This window comes from Sporosarcina sp. Marseille-Q4063 (assembly GCF_018309085.1).
Lineage (GTDB): Bacteria > Bacillota > Bacilli > Bacillales_A > Planococcaceae > Sporosarcina.
In genome coordinates this window covers 1214453-1233226 of sequence record NZ_CP070502.1, presented here as the reverse complement: position 1 = coordinate 1233226, position 18774 = coordinate 1214453, and the positions used below count along the sequence as shown (strand labels likewise).

Below are 18774 nucleotides of genomic sequence, written 5' to 3'. Positions count from 1 at the left end.
AAAGGAGCTCTTGTTATTTACCTAACAGTAATTCTTCCGTTATCTGATTTCAATCGAATCGTATTTTCTCCAGCGCCAATAACAGTCCGCGAATTTCGCTCTCCGAATATATCCACGCGACCATGACCTGTTTTGGCATGAATAGAAACGTTTGTTGGTTCCATTCTTGATTCTACCAAAATACTACCATTATCTGTTTTCAAATCGATATTTCGATCGAGACTTTCAGTTTGTAATATAATTCGCCCGTTGTCCGTAATTCCCACAACGGAACCTTTTACATGTTCAAGCACAATTCGCCCGTTATCCGATTCTGCACCGATACTTTCCGCATCAATGTGGCTCATTTCAATTCGACCATTATCTGTTTTCGTTCTGACATGATCCACTTGGGCTTTCTCAAGAACAATGCGGCCATTATCCGTTTCGGCTGTCAGGGAAGAGGCAGCGATTTCTTTTAATTGTATTCGACCGTTGTCGGTGTTTGCAGTCACGTTGTTCCCAAGAATTTTAGTAGCGTCAATTCGCCCATTATCCGTTTTCATCGCAAATGATTGATATAACTTCTTTGGAATAAACACGTTAAGTGTCACCGCCTTCATATTAAAATTGAACATGAATAACCAATGGCGTAAACTTTTCAACCGAACAACTAAGGTGTCGCCAACGACTTGCGCAGTCAATTCGAGTTTCTCATTCGAGCCGATTAATTCCACAGTCGTTGTCGTGTCATGAGAAGGTCTAACAAACAGTGCGCCGTGTTGAACATCGATATCGACATTCGTATAGCTGTTATCGGTAATTGTAATTAATTCATCGCTTACCTCAGCGGGTGTATCATTTTCAATAAATGGATAGGAATCAAGTAGGTCTTCGGCAATTTTTGCAGGAGAGCCTAGGGAAGAAGCAATTTCATCATCTGTTTTTCCGTCCTCGCGGCCATCTGAAAAGTATTCACGGATATCAACGAGGATATCGTTTCGTTCCGCTTCGGGTAAGTGGCTGATTGCCGTTTCAAGTTCACTAATAAATTGGTTTTCAGTCATTTCGCACACTCTCCTTGATTAATGTATTTACGCCCTCCGTGAAATTCCGCCATTCCTCTAATTGTTCGTGTAAATAAGTCCGTCCCGTATCTGTTAACTTATAATACTTACGCGGGGGGCCTTCTGATGATTCTTGTAGATAGGTTGTGAAATAACCTTCCTTTGTCAAACGGCGAAGTAACGGATAAACCGAGCCTTCAGATATGGAAATCTGGTTGGAAATTTTTTGAACGAGTTCATAACCGTAGCGATCCTGTTTGTCTAAAAGCACAAGCACACATAGGTTTAACACGCCTTTTTTAAATTGTACATTCAACTCCAACACGCTCCTTTCACTACTGGTTAATGAATAGTACTAATTCGTGGGGTGTACCGATTAACATCAATATATCATATGGTACTGTTCAGTGCAAGGTACCGTTGTAAAAGAGAAGTATTTATTTATATAACGGGTATCTGATTATTTTGATATTACCGGAATGCATATGTTAGAATAAATACAGCGTAATAGATTACTAATCATTAAAAGGGGGATGAAAAGTGGATTTATTATTTTGGATAACTGTTGGTTTCATCATAATCGGATTTATTGTTCTCGCTTCTATGAAAAGAAATATGGAAAGTAAGCTCGCTTTTATAAAAGGAAATATGGAAAGTAAGAAAAGTAGTTCAGCTATCCGATCTATAGTTTGGTGGATAGTGGGTACTACAGCTTGGGGGATAGTGAGTATGACTCTTGTTGTGTGGTGGTTTTCTGCTAAATGAAATGAAGCTTAACTGATTACATGTTAAAAGCCCAGAAATAAATCTGAGCTTTCCTGGAACTTGACTCGACATTATTTTTAGATGCTTCTTTTTCACTTGAAATGCTTCAACGCTTCCCGTTTACTCAATGGTTTCAAAGGATGTTCTGCTACAAACGTTTTTACGACTTCGGGATTCGTCTTGGCATACTCCCGTAATACCCAGCCAATTGCCTTCTGGATAAAGAATTCATTGGACCTCATATGTTGCCTAATAATCTCAAATAATAAATCCGAATTCATCGCCTGTTTAAATTTTAATTGGCAGAGAATCGCGGCACGGTTTGTCCACATATTATCGGACTGAGACCACTCCATCATCACTTTTTCACCTCGTGCTGGATCTGCTTTCACAATATCGCCAACAAACTTCGGCGCAATCGAATCCACGCTATCCCACCAAGACTTTGTTTCGATCAATCTGCGTAATTCGGGTAAATCTTCAACCGACAAATATTTCTTCATTTTTTCAAGTAATGCAAATGCCGCATACTGATATTCTCGTTCCGGGAGTTCATACAGTTTCCAGACTTCTTCAAACAGCCGCTCAGGTTCTGGCAATGCATATTCTGCAAAATATTCGCGTAGCAATTGTTTACGTTGAGGGCTCTTAATTCCCAAGAAAGTAAAATGGTTTTTTAAATAGGCCGCCATTGGACCAGCTTGTTCCGCGTTGCGATTCGCCTCGAATTTTTCGACAATTCCTTTATAATCCCATACTTTTGTCAATCAACCCACTCCTAACTTGTTATCAAAAGTGTATCATATATGAAAAGACTTGAAACTTTCCGATAGACCCACACAAATCTATTCCAACCCATGTATTCACAATTGACGACAAGTCCACGATGTTTCAATTGACTTAGACTTGGCTAAATTATGAGTAAAGGAGGTCTTCTCATGGGAAAGGTCACGGTGACAGGTGCGATACTGATCATAACCGGCTGGTTTGCTCTCGTTGAATTTGATAGTTTCCCCGAGTCGGAACGGAAACAAATCTTACAAAGAATAAAAAGAAGTCCGGTCCTCATCCTTTTGATCGCTTTAATGCCTGCTGGTATCTTCATCAATATGTTAGGGGTCTTTTTAGGCTCTCTCTCGATGATGATTTTTGGGGCATCCTTGATATTTCTGCAAGGTGTCATCGTTGCACTTTTGTTCTGGAAAAGAAAACGTTGGAAAAGCATCGTGCTGCTAGCTGCTATTGTTATGCTAGGAATTTTCATCTATATCCCATTACTATGGTAAAATTTGGATAAGTAGTCAAGCGCTTTTTAGCGTAACGAAAATTCCGATTTCTCAATTCTATGTTGGGAAATCGGTTTTTTTAATTTACTTATAGTAAAGAATTGAAGGTTATTCTCCTAATCATATATGAAGGAACTTGAAACTTTCTGACAGTTCAATCGTAGAACATATTAGGTGAATACAGGGAAGGGGAGGCGTTTTATTTGGGGGATCCAATGGTCATTATTATTATCGGGGTTATTATTTTTATTGCTTATCACCTCCTGACTAAGAACAAGAAGAAATTAGAGAAATTACGACGTGAATGGGAAAAGGGGGAATTCCATGCCTTAAGTGAAGATTTGAAATCCATATCTTCTTACTGGTCGAATAAAAAGAACAGCAACAAAAGTTATTCCGGGGTAGATCAGCTAACCTGGGACGACTTAGCGATGGATGAAATCTTCAATAAGCTTAACTATACTCAGTCAACCGTCGGCTCAGAATATTTGTTTAATCAACTTCGTGATATTGATCCGAAACTTGAAGGGGTAAATGACAAAGAAGAACTTTATAATTTACTGGCAACCAACCAAGAATTAAGGGAGCAAGTACTCCTCATTCTTTCGGGTCTTGGCAAATTAAATTATACAAACTCGTCTTCATTTTTCCATGAAAATAATCACAATAAAATTGACCATTCATATCTTTACGTTTTACTAGCACTACTGCCTGTAGCTTCAGTTGCCGTGATGTTTTTCAGTTTGCAGTACGGCATTGTTAGTTTAATTATTGCATTCACGATTAATATGCTTGTCTATTATCGCAATAAAAACAGATTGGAAAACAAAATGTTTTCAATTACATATGCGGCGGCAGTCATTAATACGGGTAAACGATTAACATCCGTCAATCACCCTGAGCTCAATGCATATGTGAATGACATTAAAAAGAATGTTAAACCGATTAAGAAAATCTCGTTTTGGGGAACGATGATTTCAACTGGCGGGGGCGGGGAATTTGATTTTATTTCTGAATATATCCGCATGTTATTCATGTTGGATTTCATCGCATACAATAAAATTGTCCAAACCATAACTGATTATCAAGAGGAGTACCGACGTGTATGGGAACGGATAGGGGAGTTGGACGCTGCAATTGCGGTAGCATTTTACCGGAAATCGCTCGATACCTATTGCAGACCTGCATTTATTGAAGATGAAAAACTTTCATTCGAAAATATAGCCCATCCCCTAATCCCCAAGCCAGTCACTAACACATCTGCCTTGGGGAAAAGCACGCTTGTCACCGGATCTAACGCTTCCGGAAAATCAACCTATATTAAAGCAGTCGCAATCAACGCGATTTTGGCGCAGACAATTAATACAGTCCTGGCTACAAAGTGGACAATGAAACCTAGCTACATCGTTACCTCAATGGCAATTCAGGACAATGTATTGGACGGCGATAGTTATTTTATTGCCGAAATAAAATCTCTTAAAAGGATTATTAGACTGATTGAAGAAGGGAAACCGGTCATTTCATTCATCGATGAGATATTAAAAGGAACGAATACGATTGAACGAATCGCTGCATCTGCTTCGATGATGGAATGGCTTGCTGCGAATAAAGGAATGAATCTCATCGCATCCCATGATATTGAACTTACAGAAATGACTAGAAAAATCTATGAAAATTATCATTTCAGAGAATCCATTGAAAATGGCGAAGTACTGTTTGACTATAAAATTCATGATGGCCCATCACAAACACGAAATGCCATTAAACTTCTTGAAATACTTGCCTATCCAGAATGCATTACGAAGAACGCAAATCGCTTGGCGAAGCATTTTACGGAATGGCGCAATTGGGAAGAAATCAAAGGGAATGAGGTGCAAACATGGAATTTATAGCATTGGCATTTGCCGCGGCGGCATTAGCGTTTTCTTCAGATATAATGAATAAAAATAAAAAACTCACTGAAAGAATAGAAGCACTGGAAGAAAAAATGGGCATAAGAAAATTACCTAACAATGAGGATTAGGATAGACGGGTTAATGAAAAAGGGGAAGGAATACATGCCACGCACCGGTTTTTAATGTGCCATTAGTAAGGACAACATCCCTGACATTGGATGACCACACCTTTGATCCCAACTTCATACATCATGCCAGCCCTAGCCCAATTTTTAATTTGTACGCTGCAGATATTGATGATGCTTACAACTATGTAAAAAAGGGATTGAAGTTGTGAGAGAAATCGAAAGGGTTGGTGAAACAGCTTGGTTTAATAAATGTAGTTATGATTTGTAACTGTTGTATGAATGAATGGATTTTCCAGCCGGTAGGAGGAATTAATTTGTATGATCCAACGATCTTTGAAAATTTAAAAGTAGCATTTGAAAACCATATTTATGATTTAGATAATATAGATGAAAAAATAACGATTATCAATCGGGTTGATCGCATGGACTATGCAATTCTTTCTCGGGAATATGCGATTCAATTTACGCTCGTCAATCAAACAGACCTTTCAGCAGAAATTGTTCTACAAGCATCTGTCAAAGAGTTGGCGGGAGAAATATTAGAAGTGCCCGGAGAAAATCTAGGCAGCACCCTGTCCGTGCGCTTTACTAAAATTGTTCAATCTGTTATCGAGTGCCAGCGGATTGAACAAGTTATAAAAGCCATTTGGGAAACCGATATTCATCTAACTCAAACACTGAGTTTCGTATATGCTCATCATGCGTCTGGTTACCTCAACAGCATAGACATGACATTCAAATCTAAAATAAATGAGAAGCATATGGCGGATATTGCAGATTTGCTGGATCATGTTTTGGAATCGTTAGAAGTGCTGGAGGCTTTATAAATGAAATGGGGAGATAGGTTCGTATTATTTCGGATGAGGTGGACGAACTGAAAAAGATTTTTAGTTTATGTTTACTGTTACTCTTAGTTTCCTGCCAATCTATTCATGTAAATGATAGTTCCCATATTACTGAAGAGGAAGTAGTAAAAGCATTACAAGAGAATGGTGTTAATTTGGCGGAAGCTGAATTTCCGCAGAACGTCTTTGGGTCAAAACTAAGAAATGTGAAACCAAAAACATATGAATTAAGTGAAAAACCATTTTTTATCTTTGAATTCGAAACAGAAATTGAATGTGAGAAAGCTACAAAGGAGTTTGATGAAAAGACTGCAGCAATGGAACTGGTATCAGCTAGTACGTTTGAGAAGGGAAATATACTAATAATGTGCATGAACAAGAGATAAATTCAGATAGTGTGCCATTTGAAAAAGAAATACTAGAGGTATTAGATGGCATTAGTGTAGGTTGAAAACAAACCCAATTATACAAGGGGGGTTCTACTGCCTATGCATTTAATTTTATTGGTTAAAAATGCAGAGTAATGTGGAAAAGAGGGATTCGATGGAACAAGTAAGCTTTTATAATCAAAAATGTTTTAAACGTGATGTAGAGAAAACTTTCACCTCTCATAGAGACCTAATTCAAGAACTTATTCCACGCGCCGACGTGCAACACGTTGGTAGTACTGCTATACCAAACAGCCTTACTAAGGGAGATTTAGATATACAGGTTCGCGTTTCTAAAATTCAATTTATTCAAGCTGTCGAATCACTCTCTTCCGTCTATGAATCCAACGATGAAAGTATAAAAACAAGTGAGTTTAGGGCATTTAAAGACGATACAGGTATTCCACCATTAGGTATACAATTGACTATTATAGGTTCAGAATTTGATTTCTTCTGGAAGTTTCGAGATATTTTACTGCAAAATGATCAATACAGAACAGAGTATGACGAATTGAAAAGGAAGTTTGAAGGAAAATGTATGGAAGCTTATAGGGGAGCGAAAAATGATTTCTTTAGCAAGATAATACAGACTCCAGAATTCAAGAGATTGAAAACCGATATAAATAGAAATGACTAAAAGTTATTCTACGTTTGAATATACAATTTTTCAACTAACGGGCGCGCGCGACAAGTTCTGTGATAAACGCCTCCTGGCGTGAAACACAGGAAGTTTTGAAATAAGCTTTAACTTTACAACGGAGGATAGGAATGATGAAACCACGTTTTCGGAAACTATCCCATTAAGATTCCTGCGTGCTTCATGAATGACAGTTCATTGTGGTACGAAGCTCAGGTAAAGTCGGCAGAAGGAAGGCTAAAGCCACTCCTATGGAGAAGGTACGTTAACTGATATGCCGGATGGCTGAAAAACTAGATACGGTGAGAATGTTCCACTCTAAAGGAACTGACAAATTTTCCGAATGTACGGGTCTAAAGTTAGAACATAGTGTAAAGCTATGGCCCATCTTACGATGGGGCGAGTGGTGTAAAGTAAAATTGCGCCCTCTGAAATATGCTATACCGAACAATGGCGGTATCCAGCTCGCAGGCTTAAAGGAAGCACCTACGTCTAGAACGGATAGCTACGTTGTAAGGGACTTGGGAATCAAGGGACGTTGAAACAAGGGCTGTCATCCGAAACGTTTGCTATAAGGTTAGAACCGAAATGCACTTGCTCTTGTGAAGGTAGGGGTACGACCTGTGAAACTCCTGTAATGGGAGTGGAGGAACAGCCCCAAGTCTAACGATTTAGAACGATTATTTTCTTCACGTGAATGACACCGATCGGGTAGGAATGTGGGAACATCACTCATTGGGAGGGATGCCACAGTGTCAACTTTGAGATATTGGGATTACTACAATATGACGGAAACTTTTACCGATTTATACGAAAAGTCTTGTAATAAGGATACGTTCAGTCATCTTTACGACATCATCGTATCGAGAGAAAACATTCTTTTGGCTTTTCGTACAATCAAATCGAATAAAGGTTCCAAAACACCAGGTACAGATGGCAAAACCATCAATGACATCAAAGAGCTTTCGGAAAATGAATTGGTGAAAACCATCCAAACAAAACTGGAAAATTATCGACCCAAGAAAGTCAGAAGAAAATGGATTGAAAAGGAAAGTGGTGGACAAAGACCCCTTGGAATCCCTTGTATGCTTGACCGGATTATTCAACAATGTTTTAAACAAGTTCTTGAGCCAATTGCTGAAGCCCATTTCTATAATCATAGTTATGGCTTCAGACCGTTAAGGTCTGCCCATCATGCTATAGCGAGAATACAATTTCTTATCAACCACTCGCAGCTACATTATGTGGTTGATATCGATATAAAGAGTTTCTTTGATAATGTGAATCACGCACTTCTCATCAAACAATTATGGAACTTAGGCATTCATGATAGAAAAGTACTTACTTGCATATCTAAAATGCTAAAAGCCGAGATTGACACTGAAGGTGTGCCGTCCAAAGGCGTTCCGCAGGGCGGGTTGCTATCAACTCTATTATCGAACATAGTATTAAACGACTTAGACCAATGGGTAGCTGATCAATGGGAGCTTTTCCCTCTTTCGAAAAATTACAAATCAAGAGTTGGAGAAAGATACGCTAAGAAGCGTACTAACCTCAAAGAAGGATATCTCGTCCGTTATGCGGATGACTTTAAAATCCTTTGTCGAGATGGGAAAACTGCTCAAAAGTGGTACCATGCGGTCAAGCTATACCTCAAAGAACGGTTAAAACTAGATATATCTCCAGAAAAATCGCAAATCGTAAATTTGCGAAAGAGAGAATCCGAGTTCTTGGGATTTACGATTAAAGCGAATGCAAAGAGAACCAAAAGAGTTGCCCATACGGGCATTAAAAAGAAGAAACAAGAGAAATTAAAAGAACAGACTAAACTTCATATCCAAAGGATAAAGAAGTCGCCTACCACTCAAAATGCATTACGTTTCAACAGTTTTGTTTTAGGTATTCACAATTACTTTAACCGAGCTACTCATGTAAACCTGGAGTTCTCACGTCTCGCCTATGAATTAAAAGCCTTTCTGTATAACCGCCTTCGTCCTGTAGGAAAATATGGGCATCCAATCAATCCTAGCCCGGCATATAAAAAGTTCTATAGCACGAAAGTGAAAACGTTCAAAATCGCAGGAGTCCACTTATTCCCGATTGGAGATGTTAAAACTGTAAATGCCATGAACTTTAGCCGTAAGCTTTCTCTTTATACGGAGGAAGGCAGAAAGAGAATTTACGATAAATTAAAGCCGAATGTCATTTTAGAAATCAGCAGATTAATGAAAGCAAAGCTTCCAGACAGAACGGTTGAATATATGGATAACCGCCTTAGCCGTTTCAGTATGAAAATGGGTAAATGCGAAATCACAGGTTGGAGTTTAACCGCTCACGAAGTTCACTGCCATCATTATACACCAACACATCTTGGAGGAACGGATAAGTTCAATAACTTAAGAGTTCTCCATAAAGACATACACCGACTGATACATCGTAAAAATACAGGAATTATCTCGTCAGAGATACAGAAATTCGGTTTAACTGCTTCTATGATAAAGAAACTGAATCAATATCGAATGGAATGTAGGCTTGAAACGGTAGATTAATCTCACGTCTAATAGTAACGAAGAACTTATAATCTAGTATACATCGGTAGATGGACCGCGAAGTGCGGGGAAACTCGCATGCTTCGTGCGGAGCAGGGGAAAAACTGGAGATAATTTCAAAGGTTTACCTATTGCAAACATAATTGAATAGATTGCATCTTCCAGAATCGGGCTATTTTGTTGAGAATCAGTGAAGAAGGAATGTATACAACTGTGTAGAAGTAGATAAAAGTCAATGTTTAATTATGATGGTTATTGAAACGACCGTGCAAGTTCGTGTTTCAGACTTTGAAAATGGGAAGAAATGGTACATGTCACTACTGAATAAAGAGCCTGATTTTGTACCTCATGAAGGATTTGTTGAATTTGAGCTCGTGCCCGGGAGTTGGTTACAGGTAGCTGAAGGAACGCCAACAGAAGGTAGCGGCCCTTTACGTATGGGTGTGATGGATATAGAGGCTGAAAAGGATAGAATGCTTAAGGAATTAAATATTGAGCCTTTTGAAATATATTCAAGAAAAGAGGTTCCTGTAATATGGGGAAGCTTTACAGATCCTTGGGGGAATCGATTGGGTTTATTCGAATATTTGGATGAAAATGAACGAGACGAAACAATAAAAAGAGTTCATGGGACGACGGCTAAGTAAGTTGGTTAGTTTGTTAGTCTATAAAAGCGGCCTTTCCTCAACTAAAGGGCGCGATTGCTTAATAAGATTGCGTCCATATCGCACAAACGGGCCAGATTGTTAGATAAGTATTTCGAAACTTTTTGTACTCTGAAACGTGGCTCTAGTAGTGGGAATGTTATGATGTTTTTGTGTATTTCAATTAATAAAAGCGGCAGGGCTAAACTTACGGAGGGAGTGGTGATATGAAGAAGATATTTGAAGCTACCTATGACGGTCATCAAATACTAGTGGAGAATAGATGGTTTGCTGGTGAAAAATTATATGTAAATGGTGAATTGCAGGATGAAAATATTGGCCTGGCTTTAAGAGCGACTTTAACTGGAAAATTAAGAAATGACAGTAATGAATCTAAGAACATAAAGGTGACAATTGGCGGTTTTTTTAGTATCCACTGTAAAATATTTGTTGATAATGTATTAGTTCCCTCTCATCAAATGAAAGCAAGCAACTGAAAAAACGCTAGTCGTAAGCAAATGTTGAAAGCATAGAAGGACTTTCAGCAAACGGGCGCGATAAATGAATAAGTATTTGCCGCAATAGGGCCAGATTGATTGTTAGATAGAGATTTAAATATCAATATTTTTAGGGGGGATAAGATTGTTAAAGGTTTCATTATTGCCACATAATAAAATCTATGCAAAATCAATGTCAGCACTTTCGTCAGCACCCCAGGTAAAAGATGCATTAGGACTTACAAATGACCAAACTTCACTTGAAGGTACTCTTGATTTTATAAAGTTTATTCAAATGCAAGAAAGCCTAGGAAAGCAATATTCAAGAGTCATCCTTGATGAAACCGAAAATTTAATTGGCGTAATAACACTAAAAGACATTGATGACATCAATAAAACTTGTCATATCGGCACTTGGATAGGGCATCAATATTGGGGAAAAGGTTATAACGCTTTAGCCAAATCAGAAATTCTATATATCGCCTTTACAGTATTGGATTTAGAATATGTATTTGCAGGAGCAAAGTTATCAAATGTCCGTTCTCAAAAGGCGCAGGAGAATCTGCCTTATATTAGAATTGGTGTACAGTCAGAGTTTCCAGAGGAACATAGTAAATTAGAATCGCAAGTGAATTCACCTTGCATTTTGAATGTAATAGAGAGAGAAATGTTTTTGAAGTGGCATTCAGACAAAAAATAATTAATCTTCCACGATAATATGGCGCAATTGATGAAATAGACATCGCGTCCATATCCTGTTTATGCCTTTCAAAGTACATTAGACGGGATGGAAAGGATTATTTTAATTCCCGGAATCTAGAAAACTTTAATTAGGATAAGTAAGTTCTTAAGAAGCGGGGCAAATTGCAGATTGTCATTGGTTGATTTGAAAATATTGCTATGAAGTGTGTGCTATTCTTCAATAGGGAGAGTAGCTTTTTTATTTCGGGTAAATGTTTCATGAATGTAAATATATTATTACATAGGCTTGGACTTTGTCAGCCACTAAATTTTCTTTTCGTTTTGTTGTAAACCTTTTTCATTAAAAAGACTCTTTATTAATGAAGGGCGTTTGAAAGGAGGAGCTATGGAATCTCAGTTTTTATTAGAAATATATAACAAACAGGCGAGAATGATTTATTTTTATTTAAAAAAGAATGGCTGTAGTCATGAAGATGCGGAAGATATTGTTCAAGAAAGTTATATGAAATATATTGCTTATAGTAGCGGTGTTTCATCCGATAAAGCCCTGTCATATACTTTCACCATTGCTATGAATGAATTCAAAAAGAAGTTGAGGAAAAAAGGAAAGGAACAAGTAATTTCAATTAATGATCATCGTTTCTGGAATAATTTTGCTAGCGATCAAGATACTGAGTCAAGTGTCTTAAATATAGAAATGAATCAGGAAATTTCATCTACATTAGAGGAGATGAAGGAAGTATATAGTCAACTACTTGTATTAAAATATGAGCTTGAGCTTAGTTATAATGAAATCTCCCTATTACTAGGAATGAAGAAAGAAACAGTTAGAACCTATTTATTTCGGGCAAGAAAGGACTTTCAAGAGAAGTGGAGGAATTTACATGGATGAATTTACAGAGGATGTTTTTGATGATAAGAAGATAAATAAGGCAATAAAAAAAGGCAAAAGAAAGACGATTATCACGATTGTTTTTGTTTCAATTATGGTTTTTGTTGTTCTCAATATAGTCAACTTCGCTATATCTGCTTACTTTAGCGAAAAGGCATTTAAGCAATGGGATTCATACGTTCGTCTAAGTACACCAAATGGCTACATCAGTGAAACAGTGGATTCAACAGGTATATTAGGTGGACAGAGCAATTATAAAATTTCTAAGGATATGAAAATAAAGGCAGTCGTTATCGAACAAAAACAATATCAATTTGGTCTAACACCATCTTTATTAATTTCACGTGGGGCTGGGGGTATGGTAGGAATCACTGGCGACGATTGGCAATTTGGATATAAAGAAAATGGCTGGCGGGACCTGATGTTTTTTCATCCAGATGTCGCATATAAAAAATATAAAAATGATGAAGATCTGATTAATCGTATGGAAGGGGATAAAATTTACGAGGTAGCCCTCTCTTTTGATAAGCCGTACAAGCAAAGTGAACTGCCTTTATATGAACTTCCTGAAATGAGCTGGTTTTGGATGAATACTTATAATGAAAGTGAACTAAAAAAATTCCAACAAGAGGCGAAAGAACATGATTGGTCATCGACTTTTATTGGAGAAAATGAAGCCTTAGGTTTTTCTACAAATTCAGCCGTTTTTTCGAGTGTTAATTTGGAGGATGAATATAAGGACTTTTTAAATCATTTGCAAACAAGTTTTTCTAAAGAACATCAGCACGTCCACGACATAATGAAAAATATAAGTATAGATGACGTAGAAATATTAGGGGTAGTCATTTATGGTACAAAGAATGAGATAGAAGAAGTTATCAAAAAGCCGTTCATTAAAGCATCTTCATTAGGTGGAGTAATTGATAATTATTGACGGATTCCATTTTGGAAAGGTGGCGTTTGTTGAGTATAGAGATCGTCAATCTGGCGATCTTTTTTTATTTCAAAAGATTATTTAGCATCAGAACGATAAATGCGGCATTAGTCTAGAGGAAAAAATTGGTTCGAAAGTGGATCAATTAAATAACTTTAGTAATAGAATTTTGTCTAAAAATAATTCATGAAGGGAAAACTTGACACGTCACCAAATGGTGTCGTATTATAAATTATAGATGAGACACCATTAAGTGTCGTATTCGAGTCGTGCAAATCAGGGGGGAGTGATAGTGAACAGGAAAAACCCCAAAAGAGATGTGTATGAAGCTGTCGCGGATCCAACAAGGAGAAAGTTAATTCAAATACTGTCAGGTGTTGAAGAATTACCACTTCATGAATTAACAATTCATTTCCAAATGGGGCGTACAGCAGTATCTAAACATTTAGCCATTCTTAGAGATGCGGATCTTGTGAGCGCCCGGAAGGTTGGCAGAGAAACGAGGTATCGGTTGAATGCCGAGCCTTTGAAAGAAATACAAGATTGGGTATCTTTTTATGAAGATTTTTGGAAACAAAGAATAGCAAAACTAAATCTTTTATTGGAGGAAAAAAAATGAAGCCAGATGTATCATTAGATTTTCAATTTACAAGTACGATCCAACAAGTGTGGACCGCATTAACAGAATCGGACTTGCTTAAAGAGTGGATTTGGGATAATGATTTTAAAGCAGTCGTCGGACATAAATTTCAGTTTCGCGCGGAGCCTTCCGAATGGTGGGATGGCATTGTAGACGGTGAAGTGCTTGAAGTAGACGAGCCAAATCGATTATCTTACACATGGGCAAGCGCTGGTGAAACTACGACTGTTACATGGACTTTAAAAGAGGCATCCGATGGAACTGTTAATTTGCATCTCGATCAATCCGGATTTAGCGAGGCGACAAAAGCACAAGAAGGAGCCATCGAGGGAGCTAAATATGGCTGGACGAGTATGGGGACCAAGCTGGAAAAAGTGTTAGCAAACCAATAATAAAGATCATAAAAAAGGCCGCCATTAAACAAAATGGCGGCCTTTCATCAATCAAATTTCGAATCGAATCCCAATATCTTCATTTTCCGCTTTCTGATAAACCCCTTTAGCAACCGCCAAATCAAAATAAGCAGCTCCAACAGATTTAAAGAAAGTAATTTCTTCGTCGTCAGTACGAGAATCTACAACCTCGGTTATCAAATCCGTCAACTCGCCGTGAATGTCATCAAATGACCAATCAGGCTGCTTCGCTGCGTGTATTAATTCGCCAGCTTCTTCCGTAACGCCATGTAAATCATCGACGACAATTTTACTAGCACGTTTGAGGAATTGGAAATCGACTTCTCTCATATGAGGCAAATACGATCCCACGCCGTTTACATGCGTGCCCGGTTTTACATCGTTACCATCAAATACAGGTTCAGATGATCGGGTGCTGCAACAAATAATATCAGCCTGTTTAACTGCCGCTGAGACATCTCGCTCAATCGAAATCACGATATCATCTTTAATTCCAAAATCGCGAAGTTTTTCACCGAACTTAACCGCTTTTTCTTCAGTCGGATTTACCAACAAAATTTCTTTGATATCACGAACTTCAAGGACACCTAGCACTTGTTCAAATGCCATTCCGCCTGTTCCGATAACGGTAAGAACGGAGGAATCAGTCAGCGACAATTTCGCTGTCGCCAATCCACTTAGCGCACCTGTACGTAAACGTGTTAAATAAGAAGCATTCATCAAGGCTAAATGTTCCCCGTTTTGCGCATCGGTCACAAGAACGACTCCTTGTGTTGTAGGCTTTCCGACAGCAGGATTTTTCGGGAAAATCGTCACTACTTTCACCGTTGCAATTTCATCCACCAAATCTGAGCTTGGCATGTAAAGAGAGGAGGCTTCATGTTCTGGAAACTCCAAAACAGTACGCACGGGGTTCTCGACTTTTTCGTTCGCTTTCGCATGAAGAACTTTTTCAACATCCCGTAAAGCTTCTTTCATCCCATAAATTGTTTGTATTTCTTTTTCATTCAATAAAAGCATTGAGTTCATCCTTTTCTGATTAATTGCTTGGCGTACTATAATTTACTGACTGTAGATATCTTTTAATTTCACGTCTAGCTCCAGGCGCCAGCCCCTCGGGTCATAAGCCAATCAAGCTGGGAAGAATTGAGTTGCATTCTTCCTCGGCACAAATCGCCACGCCGCTTGATTGGCTTATGCCTGTCGGGGCTAGACGGGCGCCTTGCGCTTTTGTTCTTAAATATCTAACTCTTGTCCGCGGCGATCTTTAACCGCCCAAATCGCAAGCAGCGAAATGACTGCTGTGAAAATAATGTACAGCGCAACAGGTATATAAGAATTATTGAATTTTAACAACAGTGTTGCGGCGACTAAAGGTGCTGTTCCGCCGGCGACTGCCGCACCAATTTGATAGCCGAGTGAAATACCCGTATAACGAACTTCTGCCGAGAAGATTTCAGAGAACATGGTTCCGAGAACAGCAGTAATCGGCGCCCAAATGATACCAAGACCTAGGACTGTTGCAATGACAAGAAGTGCTACTGATTCTTGATTCACCAACCAAAAGTACGGGAACGCATAAATTGCCATCGCGATTGTTCCATAAACATATAATGGTTTTCTTCCGACACGGTCAGACAAAGCGCCCATAACCGGGATTAAAATCGTTGTGACAATTGTTCCGATCATTACAGAATTCAATATTGCAGTACGAGAGAATCCTAAGTTCGTCGTTGCATAGGAAACAACGAACGTACTGAAAATATAAAATGGTGCTGTCTCAACAACTTTTGCACCAATGGCAATCAATACCTCGCGCCAATGTGTTTTTAATGTCGTGAAAAGAGGGATTTTTGGTATTTCTCCTTTTTCCTGAACATTTTTAAAGGACGGTGTTTCGTCAATTCCTTTACGCACCCAAAGTCCAAATACAACTAATAACGCACTTAATATAAACGGAACACGCCATCCCCAAGTCATGAACGACCCTTCAGGAAGTAGCGTCATAATTGACAATGCAATCGTTCCAAGAAGCATTCCGATCGTAATTCCCATTTGCGGAATACTACCATAAAGTCCACGTTTTTCTGCTGGTGCATATTCAACGGCTAATAATAATGCACCGCCCCATTCTCCGCCAATCCCTAATCCTTGGATCAAACGTAAAGTGATTAATAGAATCGGCGCCCAAATGCCGATTGCTTGATATGTAGGTAATAAACCCATTCCAAATGTTGCGATTCCCATAATGCTGAGCGTCAGTACCAATGTTTTCTTTCGTCCAATTCTATCTCCGATATGGCTGAAGATAATTCCCCCAAATGGACGGATGAAAAACGCCAATGCGAATGATGCAAACGCAAGAATCGTACCGATTGCCGGATCTTCTGTAACGAAGAAAACTTGGTTAAATACTAGTGCGGCAACAGTGCCGTACAAAAAGTAGTCGAACCATTCGATTGAGCTACCAACAAGACTTGCGACAAGTACACGATTCATCTTTTTCTGATCCATATAATTTCCCCCTTTGTTTGAAACACGAATTAGTAATTGAAGTGCTACTTCAATTTGAACTAAATTCATCATAATGGTATTATAATATTCCGTCAACAGTTATTTTCTAGGAGGAGAATTTATTGCAAAAAGAAAACTTGGGTAGCGCGATTAAAGAAATACGACAGCAAAACAAGATGACGCTGAAAAATTTGTCTGAGGATACTGAGCTTTCGATTAGTTTTTTATCACAACTAGAAAGAGGTAAGTCTTCAGCAACTTTGAAATCGCTCAAAAAAATTTCACTGGCTCTCGGAGTCAACCCAAGTTATTTTTTTCAACAAGAGAATACGAATCAAATGGACTCCTTCACGACACGATTATCGGAGAATCAATTTTATTACCAAGATTTAAGCGGCGGAGTGGATCAGCCTGCTTTTTCACCTTTGTTAATCGTGATGAAACCTGGTCAAAGCGAAGAAAGTTTAATGACGCATACGGGACAAGAATTCATCTATATGCTTGAAGGACAACTGACCGTGCAAGTCAATGAAAAAATACATACGCTTAATCCGAATGAATCAATTATGTTTGATTCGACGGATCCGCATTATTGGTATAACTATTCAAATGAAGACGTTCGATTCTTATGTATATCCTATGACCAATGAAGTAAATAACATATTTCGACAAAAAGGTTTGAAATATTGGTTCGAAGCTATATTATTAAGAGTAGGAAAAACAATAAATTACAATTACTTATAAAGTAAGGGGTATGACAATGGCTTTAGTCAGAGATTTCTTTATGGGGTTATCCCAAAACCAACTTTTGAACAGCGCTGCTAAAAAGTATGGCCTGAAAATGGGTGCTCAGAACGTTGTCGCGGGGACAAATGTCGAAGAAACAATTGAAAGTATAAAAAAACTGAACGCGCAGGGAATTTCTTGTACGGTCGATAATTTAGGCGAATTCGTCTATGAAAGAGAAGAGGCAACTGAGGCAAAGGACAGCATCCTCGAAGTAATTGAAGCCATTCATACGCACGGCGTGGATGCACATATTTCATTAAAGCCATCACAACTAGGGCTTGATATTGATTATAACTTTTGTTATGAAAACTTAAGAGAGATTGTCGAGAAAGCGAATGGCTACAATATTTTCGTGAACTTTGACATGGAAGATCACGATCGCCTACAACCCTCTTTTGATATTTTAGATACATTATCAAAGGATTTTAATAATGTTGGAACAGTTATTCAAGCCTATTTCTTCAGGGCAAAAGAAGATATTGAAAAGTATAAAGACTTCCGTTTACGAATTGTAAAAGGCGCTTATAAAGAGCCTGCAGAACTAGCTTACCAAGAAAAAGCAGTGATCGATGAGAACTATATCGAGTTAATCGAATGGCATTTATTAAATGGAAAGTTTACTTCTATTGCAACGCATGATCATCACGTCATTAATCATGTAAAACAATTTGTTAAAGATAATAATATTTCAAATGACAAATTTGAATTCCAAATGCTTTATGGATTTAGAACGGACTTGCAACAGGAGTTGGCACAAGAAGGCTATAACTTCTGCGTATATGTACCTTTTGGAATTGACTGGTACGGGTACTTCATGAGACGTCTTGCAGAAAGACCACAAAACTTAAATCTCATTGTGAAGCAAGTCTTTACGAAAAAAACGAACACAATGATTGGTCTTGCCGCAGGTGCATTTTTATTGGGAAGATTGACGAAAAGAAAATAGGTTGAAAAACTGTCTAATTAGTAACGGGTTCTCTTCAGAGGTGCAAACAAGCAAATAACATGATATTAGACCATCAATTGGCACTGCGATTCGCAGTGCTTTTTTGTTTGATAAAACAACGAAAGTTCGTTGTTGACGAAATGATAAAAAACCTTCCAATTCAAAATCGGATATGATGCTCACACTTTAAAGTGACAGAAGGTTTTAACTTGTATGGGAATTTG

General features: G+C 38.2%; 22 protein-coding genes. 17 read left to right on the top strand and 5 right to left on the bottom strand.

The window, feature by feature from the left end; translation table 11 throughout:
* Positions 1-17 precede the first annotated feature (17 nt).
* Both JSQ81_RS06305 and JSQ81_RS06300 read right to left on the bottom strand, forming a co-directional pair.
* Positions 18-1046: a DUF4097 family beta strand repeat-containing protein gene (locus JSQ81_RS06305; protein ID WP_212606853.1), complete on the bottom strand. Its 1029-nt coding sequence runs from the start codon at positions 1044-1046 to the stop codon at positions 18-20.
* Positions 1039-1362 carry a PadR family transcriptional regulator gene (locus JSQ81_RS06300; protein ID WP_212606852.1) on the bottom strand — a complete coding sequence of 108 codons (324 nt, stop codon included), beginning with the start codon at positions 1360-1362 and terminating at the stop codon, positions 1039-1041. The genes JSQ81_RS06305 and JSQ81_RS06300 overlap by 8 nt, the downstream gene beginning before the upstream one ends.
* 224 nt (positions 1363-1586) lie before the next feature.
* On the opposite strand from JSQ81_RS06300, the gene JSQ81_RS06295 reads away from it, so the two are divergent.
* Complete coding sequence (locus JSQ81_RS06295; RefSeq protein ID WP_212606851.1) at positions 1587-1811, top strand: hypothetical protein; 225 nt, start codon at positions 1587-1589, stop codon at positions 1809-1811.
* Between the two features lie 92 nt (positions 1812-1903).
* Here the strand turns inward: JSQ81_RS06295 and JSQ81_RS06290 are convergent, their stop codons facing one another.
* Positions 1904-2578 carry a DNA alkylation repair protein gene (locus tag JSQ81_RS06290; RefSeq protein ID WP_249336658.1) on the bottom strand — a complete coding sequence of 225 codons (675 nt, stop codon included), beginning with the start codon at positions 2576-2578 and terminating at the stop codon, positions 1904-1906.
* Between the two features lie 171 nt (positions 2579-2749).
* Here JSQ81_RS06290 and JSQ81_RS06285 point away from each other — a divergent pair, with 171 nt between their 5' ends.
* The 14 genes from JSQ81_RS06285 to JSQ81_RS06220 all read left to right on the top strand — a co-directional run bounded on the left by JSQ81_RS06285 (position 2750) and on the right by JSQ81_RS06220 (position 14280).
* A complete protein-coding gene (locus JSQ81_RS06285; protein WP_212606850.1) occupies positions 2750-3097 on the top strand; it encodes a hypothetical protein in 348 nt (115 codons plus the stop codon).
* A gap of 203 nt (positions 3098-3300) precedes the next feature.
* Positions 3301-4989 carry a MutS-related protein gene (locus JSQ81_RS06280; RefSeq protein WP_212606849.1) on the top strand — a complete coding sequence of 563 codons (1689 nt, stop codon included), beginning with the start codon at positions 3301-3303 and terminating at the stop codon, positions 4987-4989.
* Positions 4977-5120 (top strand): hypothetical protein, encoded by a 144-nt coding sequence (locus JSQ81_RS06275; RefSeq protein ID WP_212606848.1) that lies wholly within the window; start codon positions 4977-4979, stop codon positions 5118-5120. Before JSQ81_RS06280 ends, JSQ81_RS06275 begins: the two co-directional genes overlap by 13 nt.
* Positions 5121-5434: 314 nt before the next feature.
* The gene (locus tag JSQ81_RS06270; protein ID WP_212606847.1) at positions 5435-5947 is read left to right on the top strand and encodes a hypothetical protein; all 513 of its coding nucleotides are present in this window, start codon (positions 5435-5437) and stop codon (positions 5945-5947) included.
* Between the two features lie 38 nt (positions 5948-5985).
* Positions 5986-6351, top strand: a complete 366-nt coding sequence (locus tag JSQ81_RS06265; protein WP_212606846.1) for a hypothetical protein — start codon at positions 5986-5988, stop codon at positions 6349-6351.
* A 157-nt stretch (positions 6352-6508) separates the two neighbouring features.
* Positions 6509-7030, top strand: coding sequence for a GrpB family protein (locus JSQ81_RS06260; protein WP_212606845.1), 522 nt, complete (start codon positions 6509-6511; stop codon positions 7028-7030).
* A 752-nt stretch (positions 7031-7782) separates the two neighbouring features.
* Positions 7783-9579, top strand: coding sequence for a group II intron reverse transcriptase/maturase (ltrA, locus tag JSQ81_RS06255; RefSeq protein ID WP_212606844.1), 1797 nt, complete (start codon positions 7783-7785; stop codon positions 9577-9579).
* Positions 9580-9827: 248 nt separating this feature from the next.
* Positions 9828-10226: a VOC family protein gene (locus JSQ81_RS06250; RefSeq protein WP_212607571.1), complete on the top strand. Its 399-nt coding sequence runs from the start codon at positions 9828-9830 to the stop codon at positions 10224-10226.
* Positions 10227-10450: 224 nt separating this feature from the next.
* Positions 10451-10720, top strand: coding sequence for a hypothetical protein (locus JSQ81_RS06245; RefSeq protein ID WP_212606843.1), 270 nt, complete (start codon positions 10451-10453; stop codon positions 10718-10720).
* A 193-nt stretch (positions 10721-10913) separates the two neighbouring features.
* Complete coding sequence (locus JSQ81_RS06240) at positions 10914-11420, top strand: GNAT family N-acetyltransferase (RefSeq protein ID WP_371812540.1); 507 nt, start codon at positions 10914-10916, stop codon at positions 11418-11420.
* A gap of 387 nt (positions 11421-11807) precedes the next feature.
* Positions 11808-12314 carry an RNA polymerase sigma factor gene (locus JSQ81_RS06235; protein ID WP_212606841.1) on the top strand — a complete coding sequence of 169 codons (507 nt, stop codon included), beginning with the start codon at positions 11808-11810 and terminating at the stop codon, positions 12312-12314.
* Entirely contained in the window at positions 12307-13248 is a 942-nt protein-coding gene (locus JSQ81_RS06230; protein ID WP_212606840.1) for an anti sigma factor C-terminal domain-containing protein, read from the top strand. Before JSQ81_RS06235 ends, JSQ81_RS06230 begins: the two co-directional genes overlap by 8 nt.
* Before the next feature lie 292 nt (positions 13249-13540).
* Positions 13541-13867, top strand: a complete 327-nt coding sequence (locus JSQ81_RS06225; protein WP_212606839.1) for an ArsR/SmtB family transcription factor — start codon at positions 13541-13543, stop codon at positions 13865-13867.
* Entirely contained in the window at positions 13864-14280 is a 417-nt protein-coding gene (locus JSQ81_RS06220; protein ID WP_212606838.1) for an SRPBCC family protein, read from the top strand. The genes JSQ81_RS06225 and JSQ81_RS06220 overlap by 4 nt, the downstream gene beginning before the upstream one ends.
* Before the next feature lie 51 nt (positions 14281-14331).
* Here JSQ81_RS06220 and JSQ81_RS06215 read toward each other — a convergent pair whose 3' ends face one another.
* Complete coding sequence (locus JSQ81_RS06215; RefSeq protein WP_212606837.1) at positions 14332-15321, bottom strand: ornithine cyclodeaminase family protein; 990 nt, start codon at positions 15319-15321, stop codon at positions 14332-14334.
* 216 nt (positions 15322-15537) lie between these two features.
* Complete coding sequence (locus tag JSQ81_RS06210; RefSeq protein ID WP_212606836.1) at positions 15538-16815, bottom strand: MFS transporter; 1278 nt, start codon at positions 16813-16815, stop codon at positions 15538-15540.
* Between the two features lie 122 nt (positions 16816-16937).
* Between JSQ81_RS06210 and JSQ81_RS06205 the strand changes: the two genes are divergently transcribed.
* Together JSQ81_RS06205 and JSQ81_RS06200 are read left to right on the top strand one after the other, a co-directional pair.
* On the top strand, positions 16938-17465 hold the full coding sequence (locus tag JSQ81_RS06205) for a helix-turn-helix domain-containing protein (RefSeq protein WP_212606835.1): 528 nt from the start codon (positions 16938-16940) through the stop codon (positions 17463-17465).
* Between the two features lie 110 nt (positions 17466-17575).
* On the top strand, positions 17576-18550 hold the full coding sequence (locus JSQ81_RS06200; protein WP_212606834.1) for a proline dehydrogenase family protein: 975 nt from the start codon (positions 17576-17578) through the stop codon (positions 18548-18550).
* Positions 18551-18774: the final 224 nt, after the last annotated feature.